Here is a 14,951-nt window from a genome sequence, read left to right as displayed (position 1 = left end):
TTTTTTAGTATCGGGATGTAGCTCAGCTTGGTAGAGCACCTGGTTTGGGACCAGGGGGTCGCATGTTCAAATCGTGTCATCCCGATTTTTGTTTATGCGGGTGTAGTTCAATGGTAGAACTTTAGCCTTCCAAGCTAATAGCGTGGGTTCGATTCCCATCACCCGCTTATAGGATATAACGAAAAAGCCTTTGCAGATGCAGAGGCTTTTTACTTTTATTAACGTAAGAATTTAGCAGTTATTTATATAATATTTTATGTAAAGTACAATACAGGTTCATTTAAAAAAGAGCCAAGACCCCTTTACTATCCAATTAGGGAGGTCTTGGCTCTTCTGTTTATCTCTGTGGATGAGCTGCCTCTAAGATGCAGCAGCTATTGTATAGGTGAAGAGCGCACAATTTAACGTTCGTTGTGGTCCGTCACTCTTTTACGCATGCCAGCTAATCCAAGCAGTCCCAGCAAACCAAGCCAGCCCCAATCCATGCCGTTGTCACGGTCGGTTGTTGTAGCATTTGCCCGAACATTGTTGGTACGATAGTCACCATTGTTGCGGTAGTTTCCATCCATGTTCATATTCATGTTGGAATTAGTGTTTGTGCGGTCCATGTAGTTGGTGTCCTGATAAGACCGGACACGTGAGCCGGTTGTATCCATTCCTTTGGACATTTGACCATCAGCAGCAGCAGGGCCAGCCATCGCGGCCACCAGAAGCACGGAAGCAATAATTGTTGTACCTTTCTTCATCATTTGGATTCCTCCTTTTTAGTAAGAGCTATAGATTAATCTGCCCAAAAAGCTAAGAACATTATGTAGAAATGGTCTGTTAAGATATCCCTACGTTTACAGTAGGTTAGGAACATACATAAGAAACTCCCCTAATAAGCAGACTTGTAGTGGGAAGGAATTTATAATTTTATCTTTAATTTATTACGTCACTGTGGTAAAGTATACAAAAGCTTGCTTTGCCGGTCATGTTTCTTTGTATATCATCTGTTCTCAAATAATGAAATTATGCGGTTTAACCTTACGATCAGGTACCATGGAATCATATCTAAAGTAACTGTATATTTATAAATTTTTAAGCATAGGTATGAGATATTTGATTTATCTAAAGTACGTGAAAAAGGTATCATGCGACAGCATATGACCATTAATTGAAGCAGAACAAGAAAATGAATAAAAAAGCGTGTTTTTGTGCTGTAAATCGGGGATAATCCCCATTTTTTCTAGTAGAAAAATAAAGATTTTCGTACCATTTTATTGTATGATGTTATGAAGGTGTCAAATTTACGTGTACGAATGGAACGATCAGATGGGAGGATAAGCATGACTGAAACTATGGTAACCGCCAGCAAAAGCCAATCCAACAACCTGCTTCGGCGAGACGTGCGGTTCCTGGGCAATATACTCGGAGAAGTTCTTGTCCATCAAGGCGGCACGGAGCTTCTAGATATCGTTGAGAAGATTCGGGAAACGAGCAAATCGTTGCGTGCAGAATTTCTGCCAGAACTCTATGCAGAGTTCAAAACGATGATCCAGGAATTAGACTCGGACAATCGTCACCAGGTTATTCGGGCTTTCGCTATTTATTTTCAATTAGTTAATATTGCTGAACAAAACCATCGGATCCGGCGTAAACGGGATTATGAACGTTCTGCAGGGGACGCTGTGCAGCCAGGATCGATTGAGAAAGCAGTACAGGATCTTAAGGAACGTGGACTGTCTCATACAGAGGTGGAAGAGATTCTCGACGATTTGTCGTTGGAACTCGTTATGACAGCTCACCCAACCGAAGCTATGCGCCGGGTTATTCTGGACATCCATAAACGGATATCCGAAGATGTCATGTCACTTGATAATCCTACGCTGACGTTGCGTGAACGTGAACAGTTGCGTGAGAAGCTGCTGAATGAGGTTATTACACTCTGGCAGACAGATGAACTTCGCGACCGTAAACCGACTGTACTTGATGAAGTGCGGAACGGGATGTATTACTTTCATGAAACGTTGTTCCACGTACTTCCGGATGTATATCAGGAGCTGGAACGCTGCCTGAACAAATTTTATCCTGACCATGACTGGCATGTGCCGACGTATTTGCGGTTCGGTTCCTGGATCGGTGGAGACCGGGATGGAAATCCTTCGGTAACTTCAGATGTAACATGGCAGACACTCTTGATGCAACGCAAGCTCGCTTTGCGTGAATACCAACGGATTATGATTGAACTTATGGGCCATCTCAGCTTCAGCACAAACATCATTCACGTATCGGATGAGCTGGTGCAGTCGATTGAGCAGGACCGTAATTCTGTTACATTGAAAAAAGTGGATATCTGGCGGAATGAAAAAGAGCCATACCGCATCAAATTGGCTTATATGATTGCCAAGCTGAACAATGTACTGGATGAGAACAAATTAGGTCAGCCTGACCGTTATCATAGCGCACAGGATTTGATTGATGAACTGATGATTATTGATCGAAGTCTGCGCCATCATTTTGCCGATTACGTAGCAGATACGACCATTCGCAAAATGATTCGTCAAGTCGAGTTGTTTGGTTTCCATACTGCAGCATTGGATGTGCGTCAGCACAGTAAGGAACATGAAAATGCGATGTCGGAGATTTTGGCGAAAATGAACATTGTAGAGGATTATGCGCGTCTGACTGAAGACGGTAAAATCGATCTGCTTGCTCGTTTGCTGGATGATCCACGTCCGCTTACTTCTCCTTATCACCAATACACGGAGGGAACCAAAGAATGTCTGGATGTCTTCCGTACCATTAAGCGTGCCCAAAACGAATTTGGGAACGGCTGTATCACAAGTTACCTGATCAGTATGACGCAGGGCGCAAGTGATTTGCTGGAGGTTATGGTATTTGCCAAGGAAGTGGGCTTATTCACCAAAGGACACAACGGTGAGGTTGTATCTACTCTTCAAGCGGTACCACTGTTTGAAACCATTGATGATCTACATGCGGCTTCGGACATTATGCAGAAGCTGTTCAACCTTCCTGTATACCGCGCAAGCGTAAAAGGACGGAATGAACTGCATGAAATCATGCTTGGTTATTCTGACAGCAACAAGGATGGCGGAGTGGTTACAGCCAACTGGGAACTGCGTGTAGCAATGAATGCCATCACGGCTGTAGGTAATGAACATGGCGTTAAGCTGAAGTTCTTCCATGGACGTGGCGGGGCTTTGGGACGTGGCGGCATGCCACTCAACCGCAGTATTCTTGCTCAACCACCACATACGATTGGTGGGGGCATCAAGATTACGGAGCAGGGAGAGGTTATTTCTTCCCGTTATTCCCTTCAAGGGATTGCATACCGCAGTTTGGAGCAGGCAACTTCGGCTCTAATCACAGCAGCACTTAATGGGCTTGAGCCGCAAGAGTCAGCATCCGAACGTCATTGGGACAGTATTATCAAAGAGATTTCGGAAGTATCTCTGACGAAATATCAGGATCTGATTTTCCGTGATCCAGACTTCTTCACATTCTTCAAAGAATCAACGCCGCTTCCGGAGGTTGGTGAGCTGAACATTGGCTCCCGTCCATCCAAGCGTAAAAATAGCGATAAGTTTGAAGATCTGAGAGCGATCCCTTGGGTATTCGCATGGACTCAAAGTCGTTATCTGCTTCCGGCATGGTATGCGGCAGGAACAGGATTGCAAAGTTACTATCAGGGTAAAGAGGAAAATCTGGTTGTCCTGAAAGAAATGTATGCAAGCTTCCCATTCTTCCGTACATTAATTGATACGGTACAGATGGCCGTAGCCAAGGCAGATCTGGTGATTGCCAAAGAATATTCAGCAATGACTTCGAACAAGGAAGCCCGTGATCGCATATACGGTCAGATTGAAGCCGAATTCAAGCTCACAAAAGAGCTGATTCTGAAAATTACCGGAGAAGCTGAAATTTTGGATGATGTACCGGTTATTCAAGAATCCATTCGTCTTCGTAACCCTTATGTAGATCCGTTGTCCTACATGCAGGTTCAACTTCTGAGCGAGCTCAGAGATATGCGTGAACGTGGTGAGGATGATACGGAACTGCTCAGAGAAGTGTTGCTGACAATTAACGGCATCGCTGCAGGACTGCGTAATACAGGTTGATGATTGAACTGCTTCATTTGAATAATCATATGTAACAAAGTACCTATTACTTTGTTGAATAAAAGCTCCATTCTCTGCTCTACGGAGTGAGAGATGAAACGGGACTCCTGCGGGAGTTCCCGTTTTTACTGTTTTTGGCGGATATTTGTCATACAGTCTTGATTTTTGACCAAAGTTGATTTACGATTTGATTGGTGAATTACAAGTGTGGACGGGTATCAGAAGACGGAAGACCCATCAGCATGTCTGGGGGAATAAGGGTGGACAATTTGGAGAACAGGCTTATTAAACTGGTGCTCAAGGGCGACCAAAGAGCCTTTGCAGAAATCGTTGAACTATATAAGGACAAGCTATTTCATTTGGCATACCGGATGCTGAACAATCGTCATGAAGCTGAAGACGTTGTGCAGGAGACGTTTTTGCGTGTGTTTCGTAATATGGAGAAGTACGACCCGAACCAGAAGTTCTCAACCTGGATCTACCGGATCGCAACCAATCTGTGTATTGACCGACTGCGCAGAAAGAAACCTTCATACTCTTTGGATGCTGAACTGAATGATCAGGAAGGATCTGATGGTTATGCGATGCTCCCGAGTGATGATCGTACACCGGAGAGTGAAGCGCTCCTGTCAGAAACGCAGACACTCATTCGTGAGGCCATTGACAGTTTGCCAGCCAAGTATAAGTCCGTTATGATTCTGAGATATTTACAGGACTTGTCGCTACAGGAAATCAGTGACGTGACAGGTATGCCCGTAACAACGATCAAGACACGCGTTCATCGGGGCCGTGATTTTCTACGTAAAAAATTGGAGTATAAGTTATAAATGTTAAACGCCTTTAAATATGGGCGAAATTATTTGAAACATATCCGAAACGGATGCGTATGTAATGTATGCAAGTCTTATGCGTGCTTTTTAATGGCACATGGACTAAGTGATTTAAGAAAGGATTGGCTCTCATATGGATTGCAACTCGGCCGTCTCTTTAATGCATGAATGTTTGGATGAGTCGTTGTCCCCGGCCCAGAAGGTTGAACTGAAAAGTCACCTTGTGATCTGTCCGGATTGTCGCATGCGCTTTAAAGAGTTGGAACAGACGGAAATGTTACTCTTTGCCATGAAACACTATTCACCGTCTGCCTCTGATGAGCTGACCAATCGAATTATGAATGCTCTGCCCCAGCCCAAGAGACAGCAAGCATGGCTCAAATGGGTCAAAGGACATCCCGCGCTGACGGCGGCAGCCTTCTTTTTGGTCGTGATGCTCTTTAGCGCCTTGAATTTCTGGAATCAGAATAACGAGATGGTTGTTAAGGGAAATAATCTGGACCAGATCGTGATTCAGGGTAACACGGTTATTGTTCCTGAAGGTAAGTCAATTGCTGGCGATCTTACGATAGAAAATGGAACCGCACAAGTATATGGTGATGTGAACGGCAATCTGACGGTTATCGACGGACAACTGTTTCAGGCTTCAACGGCGCATATTTCAGGTCAGGTGAAAAGTATTGATCAGGCGCTGGACTGGTTCTGGTACAAAATAACCAATATGGTAAATGAAGTGGCTTATCGCTAGAACAGGGTAAAATCTTCAATGGTATATACCAAGCAGGGTACCTCCAGATTGCATGGGGTACTCTTTTTTTATACGAAACTTTGTAAATCATGGGAAATGTGATGTTTATGTGCAGTTTGAGACTGCCGTAACTTGCAACCTGAACGTTAACGTTATAACCTAGATACTAAAGAGAACATACTACTACATATAGATACGCATTTTGCACAAATCGAATGATGCAAAACGCGGAGACAAAGGATTATATAAAATCCTAATGGGTTAATATGAGATCAGGGTTACTCATCAATGGGGATAGCGGGGGCTGGCTTATGAATTATTTTGCTGACTTAACGTGGACAGAGTCCATTAAGGACGTTATCGATATATTGATCGTTACCTATATTATGTACAAACTGATTTTGCTTGTGCGGGGGACACGTGCGGTTCAGCTCCTGAAAGGGATTCTGTTCCTTGTGCTGATCTGGGCATTAAGTACGTGGCTAAACCTGTATACGCTCAAATGGTTAATGAACCAGATGTTTACGTTTGGTGTTGTTGCGGTGTTCATTATCTTTCAGCCGGAACTGCGTCGTGGTCTGGAGCAATTGGGACGCGGTAAGCTGTTTGGACGTTCAGCGGCAGCGAGTGATGAAGAATTAACTGTGTTAATTGGTGAGATTATTAAGTCAGTTAATTATTTGTCACGGCGTAAAATTGGCGCTTTGGTCGTATTTGAACGTGAAACGGGTCTGAACGATTACACGGAATCGGGCATTAAGATGCAATCTCTGGTCAGCTCAGAGCTGATGATTAACATCTTTATTCCAAATACACCGCTCCATGATGGAGCCGTTATTATACAGGGAAAACAGATTTCGGCGGCAGCTTGTTATTTGCCATTATCAGAGAATCCTTTTATCAGTAAGGAATTGGGAACACGTCACCGTGCAGCAATCGGGATTACCGAAGTTGCAGATGCGATCTGTTTGGTTGTCTCCGAGGAGACGGGACAAGTGTCACTTGCAATGAATGGACAGGTCGTTCGTGATATTAAGGAAGAATCGCTGATTGCCAAACTGTATGAGGAGTTGCGCCCTACATCCAATCTGAAAAAGAATGGCTGGACAACCTTCTGGAAACGGAAGGGAGGACGTAACAATGGATAAGTGGTTTAACAATAATAACTTTGCCAAAATACTTGCACTTGCGGTGAGCCTGCTGCTCTGGTTCATGATTCATCTGGATGAGGTACCAACCACCCCTACGATTACAACAGGGACAACCAACAAGGTTGTGGAACGTACGGTGCCTGTTCAACCTTATGGATTAGACAGCAACAGCTATGTGCTTACTTCATTAAGTACGGATGAGGTCCGGCTGGAGATCAAAGGGCAGCGCTCGATGCTAACATCGATTTTTACGAATGATGACTACAAGGTACTGGTCGATCTGAGTCAGGTGAAAGATGGGTCCAATACACTGCCACTCGTACCTGATCTGCCTTCCGGGGTAGAAGTGGTCAGCATGGAACCTTCCATGGTTACGGTGAACGTAGAAAAATTGGGCACCAAATCCTTCAATGTGAATATTGTACCCGAAGGGGAACCATCCGCCGGATACAGCGCTGGAACGCCCGTAATTGAACCTTCGACGCCGGTTAAGGTAACTCTGCCCGAAGGACAACTCGAGGCTGTAGCGAAGGTCCAGGGCAGTGTGAGCGTGAAAGATGTCAAGGAAGATGTCATACAGAAAAAAGTGAAACTTCAAGCATACAATGCTGAGGGCAAGGTCCTTGAAAATGCGATTATAACGCCTCAAACGGTTGAAGTCCGGGTTCCGGTCAATCAGCCCTATACATCTGTACCCTTAAGAATCAAATATTCGGGACAGCTTCCGGAAGGCCTGGTACTCTCCACAGTAGAGCCAAGCGTGAAAGAAGTCTCGGTTTATGGATCAGAGGATGCGCTTGCGGGTATACAGGCCTACGACCAAGTAACCCTTGATCTAACGCAGTTTGAGCAGTCAGGTACGTCAACAGTTAACGTGGACTTGACGCCGCCTTCCGGTTTTGAGAAAATCGAGCCTAGTTCGATTCAGATCAAGGTAACCATATCCCCATTTGACGAGGCAGAGGAGACTACCAAAGTCTTTCCGAACGTCCCCATCACACTTACCGATGCGGGGAATGGGCTGGAAGGTACACTCGTTACGCCTAAAAGTGGCGGTCTGAACCTCACACTCACAGGCTCAGCTAGTATGCTTGAGGGTCTAAGTAGTGATGATCTCACGTTAACCGGGGATCTTGCTGGACTTGCGGTCGGAACGCATGAGATCAAGCTTGAAGCCGATCTGCCCCGTTATGCCAAACTGGATGAATCATCCACTGCATTAAGTGCGACGGTCAAAATTAGCGAAAAGGCTGAAGACACCACTACCACTCCTGGCGAAGAACCGACGGACGAGGGAACGGTAGCACCTGACCCTTCACCAGCCGAGGTCGAAAACGGGGAAACGGAGCCTGTTCCTGATGAAGAAGAAACGGAATCGAATACGGATACTCAGGATCAGGGCCAACAGGGGAGCACAAGCAGTCGAGGTAATTTAAATAATAATAACAGCGGTACTGGCAGTAAAAGTGGCGCGAATCCGTAAACGTTCTAATTTTAAAATTCTCAACAAATAATAATAGTGCTCGTATATGATGCGAATAGAAGGAGTTAAATCATGGGGAAATATTTTGGTACAGACGGTGTAAGAGGGGTTGCCAATAAAGAGTTAACGGCAGAGCTGGCTTACAGCATTGGACGTTGTGGTGGTTACGTGCTTGCAGGTGGTGTGGAAAGACCAAAAGTGGTTATCGGCATGGATACTCGTATCTCGGGATTGATGTTGGAATCCGCACTGGTTGCAGGTCTGTTGTCCATTGGCGCTGATGTGATCCGTCTGGGCGTTGTATCCACTCCTGGAGTGGCGTATATTGCACGTTTGTTGAAAGCTGACGCGGGCGTGATGATCTCCGCTTCCCACAATCCGGTTGAGGATAACGGAATCAAGTTCTTTGGTGGAGATGGCTTCAAGCTGTCTGATGAAACAGAGAACCGGATTGAAGAACTGATGGATGCGGAGACAGATCAATTGCCACGGCCAGTAGGTGGCGGTCTGGGTACTGTAACGACAGATGAAGAATCACGTTATCGTTACCTTGATTTCCTGAAAACGACTGTAAATGAGTCGTTCTCTGGACTTAAAATTGTTTTGGACTGTGCAAACGGAGCAGCTTATGAACTGGCACCAAAATTGTTCAGTGAACTAGGTGCAGAAGTCATTGCCATTGGCGCTGAGCCTAACGGCCTGAATATTAATGAGCAATGTGGATCAACTCATCCAGAGAACCTGAAACAAGAAGTGCTTAAACATAAAGCGGATCTGGGTCTTGCTTTTGACGGGGATGCGGATCGTCTGATTGCTATTGATGAGACAGGCGCTGAGGTGGATGGAGACTTCATTCTGTGTATCTGCGGTGATGCGATGAATCGTGCAGGCAAGTTGAAGGACAGTACTGTTGTATCGACCGTTATGAGTAACATCGGATTCTACAAAGCAACGGAGAAACTTGCACTGAAAACAGCTAAAACGGCAGTAGGTGATCGTTATGTGATGGAGGAAATGCGTCGCGGCGGTTACAACTTGGGTGGAGAACAATCTGGCCATGTTATTTTCCTGGATTACAATACAACTGGAGACGGTATGCTGACTGCGATTCAACTCGTGGATACGCTCAAGGCTTCCGGTAAAAAACTGAGTGAACTAAAAGCGCTAATGACCCAGTACCCACAAGTATTGGTGAATGTGCGTGTTGAAGATAAGAGCAAATACGAGGGCAATGCTGCAATCGAGCAGGCTATTGCTACAGTAGAACAGCAACTCGGCGATAATGGACGTGTACTCGTTCGGGCTTCAGGTACTGAATCTCTGATCCGTGTTATGGCGGAAGGACCAGATAAAGACGAACTTGAACAATTTGTGTCTCACATCGCAGATGTAGTGCAAAAAGAACTGGTATAGGACTGGAAGATGTAAGAGATACGGAATTTTTGAATTACCTCTAATGATGGATATTCCTGCGTCCCGGCCTGATGAGACCATAGGTCCGTTTATCCGGTCGGGATTGTAGGTAAATATGCTAAAATTGTCACAGGTACTTTGCTCCATTGCAAAATGGACCTGACGTGCATATAATGAGTGGAGTTGTCATTCAGACACAGAAAGTGAGGAACGTAAGGTTACAGTTACACAAGCGCCAGAGCTTGGAGTTGCGCGGGATGATGTTGATCAGGATTTCTTCTAGGTTGAAGAACGGCTGATTAAGATCAACGGCAATCAAGCTGACGAGGTGGAGGTGTTCGGATTGTTCGGCGGGGACCTCCCGGTGAAGCACCAGAGCCGTAAACCGGATTGCGGAAAATGGATAGGTGACTGTCCACACAACGCGCCGGTGCAGGTGCAAGAGTTAAACTAAAATTCAAATGAATGTGCGTGAAGAGCGTAAACAGTACGCGGACGGGAAAATGATGTACATTCATGATTGCATTCATAACACTTATGATGACAGCGGGGCGACACGAGGTCGCTCTGATCATTGATAATTGAATAAGTACCAAGTATTCATGAAACGCTAGGCAATCACTCATTTTTCCGATGTGCCGCCTCTGCCTGTTTATCTTCGTGACACAGTATTCATATACAAACGGAGGAAATAAATTATGTGCGGTATTGTTGGATATATTGGTAATAAGAACACTCAATCGGTATTGGTTGAAGGATTGAAGAAACTTGAGTATCGTGGTTATGATTCTGCAGGTATCGCAGTATTCACACCAGAAGGTCTGCAAATCACAAAAGCTCTTGGTCGTCTTGCGAACCTTGAAGCCAAGCTGGATGGTGCACCACTGGTAGGTAATGCCGGAATCGGACATACACGTTGGGCAACTCATGGTAAACCATCAGATGAGAACTCTCATCCACACACAGATGGAAGCCAGAAGTTCTCTGTTGTGCATAACGGTATTATTGAGAACTACCTGGATCTGAAGGATGAATTGATGGCTCAAGGTCACACGTTCACTTCCGAGACAGATACTGAGGTTATCTCTCACCTGATCGCACGTGAATACAATGGTGATATCGTCAAAACAGTTCAAAAAGTGATCACGTTGTTGCGTGGCGCATTTGCACTGGGTGTATTGACAGAGCATGAGCCTGAGAAACTCGTAGCTGTGCGTCAAGCAAGCCCATTGATTATTGGTATTGGTGAAGGCGAGAACTTCATTGGTTCCGACATCCCGGCAATTCTGGAACATACACGTAACGTGTACATTCTGAATGATGGTGAAATGGCTGTATTGACACATGATGCTGTCGAATTGATGACGATTGAAGGCAACTTTATTTCTCGGGAAATGATTCGTGTCGATTGGGATGCTGTAACCGCAGAAAAAGGCGGATTCGAGCACTTCATGCTGAAAGAAATTCATGAGCAACCAAAAGCATATCGTGATACTATGCTGGGTCGCATCGATAATGAAGGCAAAAAAGTTCAACTTCCTGAGTTGAAAATGACTGAAGAACAAATTAAAAATATCCGTAACGTTCAAATCATTGCATGTGGTACAGCGTACCATGCAGGTCTGGTTGGACGTACAGTGATTGAGCAATTGGTACGTATTCCGGTTGAAACAGATGTGGCTTCCGAGTACCGTTACCGTTCCCCAATCGTGCACAAAGATACACTTGTAATCGTAGTGAGCCAATCCGGTGAAACTGCCGATACGCTTGCTGCATTGCGTGAAGCACAATCCAATGGTGCACATGTACTGGCAATCACAAACGTAGTGGGCAGCTCCATTGCACGTGATGCAGATGATGTTATTGCAACATTGGCAGGTCCTGAGATTGCAGTAGCTTCTACCAAAGCGTATACTTCGCAGTTGATCGCGTTCAACTTGCTTGGTCTGTACCTTGCACAAGTTCGTGGTACGCAATCTGCAGAAGAGATTGCACACACGCTGGCAGCAATGCAAGCATTGCCTGAGCAAGTGGAGTCCATGTTGGAGCAAGCGGAGGCAATCAAAGGATATGCAGAGCAAATCTCCAAACATGAACATCTCTTCTTCATTGGTCGTGGTCTTGACTACGCAGTAGCTCAAGAAGGATCATTGAAACTGAAAGAGATCTCTTACATTCACTCCGAGGCGTATGCTGCCGGTGAGTTGAAACACGGTACGCTCGCATTGATCGAAGACGGCATCCCTGTTATTGCTTTGGCAACTCAGGAGAACGTACTTGAGAAAACAGTGAGCAACATCAAAGAAGTGAAAGCACGTGGTGCGGATGTACTGGCAATTACGTACGAAGAGCACGTAGCACCATTGCTGAAATCCGTAGACCAAGCGTTTGCAATTCCTAAGACGCTGCCATTGCTAAGCCCTGCTTTGTCTGTAGTTGCGCTGCAATTGCTGGCATACTATGCTTCCCTGGCACTGGGTCATGATGTGGATAAACCACGTAACCTGGCGAAAAGTGTAACGGTTGAGTAAGGTATTCTGTACAAATTAGTTTATTTTCCAATGATAAATAAGTGTAGAACCATTTACAAAAGTATGGAACTACACGAACTGTTGTCTGATGACATGGATTACCAAACAAAATAATGGTCCTGATGACTCTAAGTCATCAGGACTTTTTTGATGTATCAGGAGGGTGGTTCTGAATATTAGAACCACCTTATTTGTGTTTGTACAATGTAAACCGTAAGTGCAATTATATCCCCAAGAAGGATGCGGATCGGGCATAAAAGATCATTTTAACGATAAAGGAAGATAACTGAACGTGACTGGAACATCCTTCAGCGACTCACAAAATGGTATGCCAAGGAGCAACAATTTGCTGAATGAAGAAGCTTATTACGCGAAGTGAAATCATTGTCTGTTTAACTTGGATTCAGAACGTCATTGGTAATCTATATGTAAATGAGTGAAGGACATCGGAAAGCGTATAAGGGAAAATCTCACGTACGGTTTGATGAGGAGGAGCATAATATATTTACCCTTTATTCTAACAGAGTTGTTGAGAAGAAGGCGTGATACAAAACGATGTCGGCTGCCATCCGTGTGGGTGCTGCGGCAAGCTTCCAGCCAGGCTTTCAGAAATTGGTCAGGTAATCAAGTTAAGTTAATGCAAAGTGCAAGGATTCGAAACACTGGCAAAGATTATTGAAAGGTAATATATACCAAATTATCCTGTTTCACGGATGAATGTCAACACGCGTCGAATTCCTCGATTGATGTAAAACCAATTCTCAACGTTTCTTCGCTATTCACTCTTTTTAACGAAAAATGTTAACACATTATGTTCCATAAACCAAATTTAACAATATAATGACTATATTTAACAAAAAATTTACTATACATTCTTGTAAATTTTGATATAATTCAACCTAGGTCTTATTCCCTATTATTCTATAAAATGGAATTGTAGGGTTTTTTATACCCATACAAGCTGTGTGCGAGAGACCAGTCTACTGGCTAAACAACAAGCCGGCATGCGGGGACCAACAATTGTGGAAAATGACAGCCTAGAATATGTTGCTCCATGACGTCAGAAGGTTCAGAAAGGAAGGTTCAGAAAGATGGAGCCAACCTTATCCCAATTCCGATGGAGGATGAAGTGAGTGAGCATTTTTGAAAAGCTGGAATCCAACGTAAGATCTTACTGCAGAAGTTTTCCGGTGGTATTCGACCGGGCCAAGGGAGACCTTTTATATTCTGAGGACGGAAGAGCATATATTGATTTCTTTGCAGGTGCCGGGGCACTCAATTACGGCCATAACAACGATTATATTAAAGACCGGGTTCTCGATTACTTGACTTCCGACCGGATTATGCACGGTCTGGATATGTATACAATGGCCAAACGTGAATTCATCCAGAGCTTCTCAGAGCGGATCCTGGAGCCGAAGAAGCTGAATTACAAGCTTCAATTCTGCGGTCCAACAGGGACGAATGCGGTGGAAGCGGCCCTGAAGCTCGCACGCAAGGCGAAGAAGAGAAGTGGAATATTCGCATTCATGGGTGGCTTCCACGGCATGTCGCTCGGCAGTCTGTCGGCGACAAGCTCCAAGTCCATGAGAGAAGGGGCGGGGCTTCCTCTGGACGGAGTTACGTTCATGCCGCACCCGAGCGGGGCTTTCGCAGAAATGGATACGCTCGGCTATATCGAGAATATCCTGACTGATTCGCACTCAGGAATCGATAAGCCGGCCGCGATCCTGCTTGAAACGGTACAAGCCGAAGGAGGAATTCACGTTGTCGACGCGCAGTGGCTACGCGAGCTGCAGCAGCTTTGCCGCAGGCACGATATTCTGCTCATTACAGACGAGATTCAAGTAGGATGCGGTCGGACAGGCGAATTCTTCTCCTTCGAACGTGCAGGGATCGAGCCGGATCTCATTACCCTGTCGAAGTCGATCAGCGGGTACGGCCTGCCAATGTCCCTCCTGCTGCTGAAGCCCGAACTGGATATCTGGACGCCGGGCGAGCACAACGGCACCTTCCGCGGCAACCAGCTGGCTTTTGTGGCCGCGAAGGCTGCTCTCGAGTTCCGGGACAGAACCGAACTGGAAGCTCAGGTGAAGCAGAAGGAAGAGTATGTGCGCTCGTTCCTTGATCAAGAAATCAAGCCTCTGCATCCGTCCATCGCCATCCGCGGACTCGGCCTGATCTGGGGCATTGACGTCTCGGGGTTCATGGATGAAGCCGGGGCGAAGCGGGTGACGGATATCAGCTTCGAAAACGGGCTCATCATTGAAAGAGCCGGCAGAGGAGATTGTGTGCTGAAGATCATGCCTCCGCTTACCGTCTCGATGGAGCATCTGACCGCCGGCTGCGCCATTATCAAGTCCAGTATGCAACAGGTGATCTCTCAGGAGACCAAGGATTTGTTAGTAACGACCTAAGCTTGGCCAAGCCGATGGCCGCCCCCGGCAAGAGGCATGAAAGTGCCTTCCGGAGGGCGTGCGGACTTGATGTTAAGGTAGCGCTTTCTCCTCATGCTACCTGCGGTAACGTCAATCAGCATGGAATTCTCCGGCAATCCAAGGGCAGTACCGTTCGTGCCATACGGAGCATTCCTTGAGTCTCATGCAGTACCCTCGTTAAATTTAATCGTCAGGAAAAGCTCACTACCCCGCAGCCGAATCTTTACTTATCCACA

9 protein-coding genes and 2 tRNA genes are annotated in these 14,951 nt (G+C 45.6%); 10 read left to right on the top strand and 1 reads right to left on the bottom strand.

Going from position 1 to position 14,951, the window contains the following annotated elements:
- The first annotated feature begins 11 nt into the window (after positions 1-11).
- Positions 12-85 (top strand) — tRNA-Pro (locus tag AC6CIF_RS15405).
- Positions 86-96: 11 nt separating this feature from the next.
- Positions 97-167: transfer RNA gene (locus AC6CIF_RS15400), tRNA-Gly, on the top strand.
- A gap of 234 nt (positions 168-401) precedes the next feature.
- Here AC6CIF_RS15400 and AC6CIF_RS15395 read toward each other — a convergent pair.
- Entirely contained in the window at positions 402-749 is a 348-nt protein-coding gene (locus AC6CIF_RS15395) for a WGxxGxxG family protein (RefSeq protein ID WP_076217237.1), read from the bottom strand.
- A 579-nt stretch (positions 750-1,328) separates the two neighbouring features.
- Here AC6CIF_RS15395 and ppc point away from each other — a divergent pair.
- From ppc to ectB, 8 genes are all read left to right on the top strand, one after another.
- Positions 1,329-4,121 carry a phosphoenolpyruvate carboxylase gene (gene ppc, locus AC6CIF_RS15390; protein ID WP_076217238.1) on the top strand — a complete coding sequence of 931 codons (2,793 nt, stop codon included), beginning with the start codon at positions 1,329-1,331 and terminating at the stop codon, positions 4,119-4,121.
- A gap of 260 nt (positions 4,122-4,381) precedes the next feature.
- Positions 4,382-4,948 carry an RNA polymerase sigma factor SigW gene (gene sigW, locus AC6CIF_RS15385; RefSeq protein WP_036614044.1) on the top strand — a complete coding sequence of 189 codons (567 nt, stop codon included), beginning with the start codon at positions 4,382-4,384 and terminating at the stop codon, positions 4,946-4,948.
- Positions 4,949-5,084: 136 nt separating this feature from the next.
- A complete protein-coding gene (locus AC6CIF_RS15380) occupies positions 5,085-5,699 on the top strand; it encodes a zf-HC2 domain-containing protein (protein WP_036614042.1) in 615 nt (204 codons plus the stop codon).
- Positions 5,700-6,010: 311 nt separating this feature from the next.
- On the top strand, positions 6,011-6,847 hold the full coding sequence (cdaA, locus tag AC6CIF_RS15375) for a diadenylate cyclase CdaA (protein WP_047841664.1): 837 nt from the start codon (positions 6,011-6,013) through the stop codon (positions 6,845-6,847).
- Positions 6,840-8,333, top strand: a complete 1,494-nt coding sequence (locus AC6CIF_RS15370) for a CdaR family protein (RefSeq protein ID WP_498200331.1) — start codon at positions 6,840-6,842, stop codon at positions 8,331-8,333. The genes cdaA and AC6CIF_RS15370 overlap by 8 nt, the downstream gene beginning before the upstream one ends.
- A 72-nt stretch (positions 8,334-8,405) precedes the next feature.
- Positions 8,406-9,746 carry a phosphoglucosamine mutase gene (gene glmM / locus AC6CIF_RS15365; protein WP_076217240.1) on the top strand — a complete coding sequence of 447 codons (1,341 nt, stop codon included), beginning with the start codon at positions 8,406-8,408 and terminating at the stop codon, positions 9,744-9,746.
- A gap of 698 nt (positions 9,747-10,444) precedes the next feature.
- Entirely contained in the window at positions 10,445-12,277 is a 1,833-nt protein-coding gene (glmS, locus tag AC6CIF_RS15360; protein WP_076217241.1) for a glutamine--fructose-6-phosphate transaminase (isomerizing), read from the top strand.
- A gap of 1,133 nt (positions 12,278-13,410) precedes the next feature.
- Positions 13,411-14,694 (top strand): diaminobutyrate--2-oxoglutarate transaminase, encoded by a 1,284-nt coding sequence (gene ectB, locus AC6CIF_RS15355; protein ID WP_076217242.1) that lies wholly within the window; start codon positions 13,411-13,413, stop codon positions 14,692-14,694.
- Positions 14,695-14,951: the final 257 nt, after the last annotated feature.

Source organism: Paenibacillus sp. GQ49, from assembly GCF_059759055.1.
Note: the sequence above shows the minus strand (reverse complement) of the source record. Positions and strands in the feature narration are given on the sequence as shown.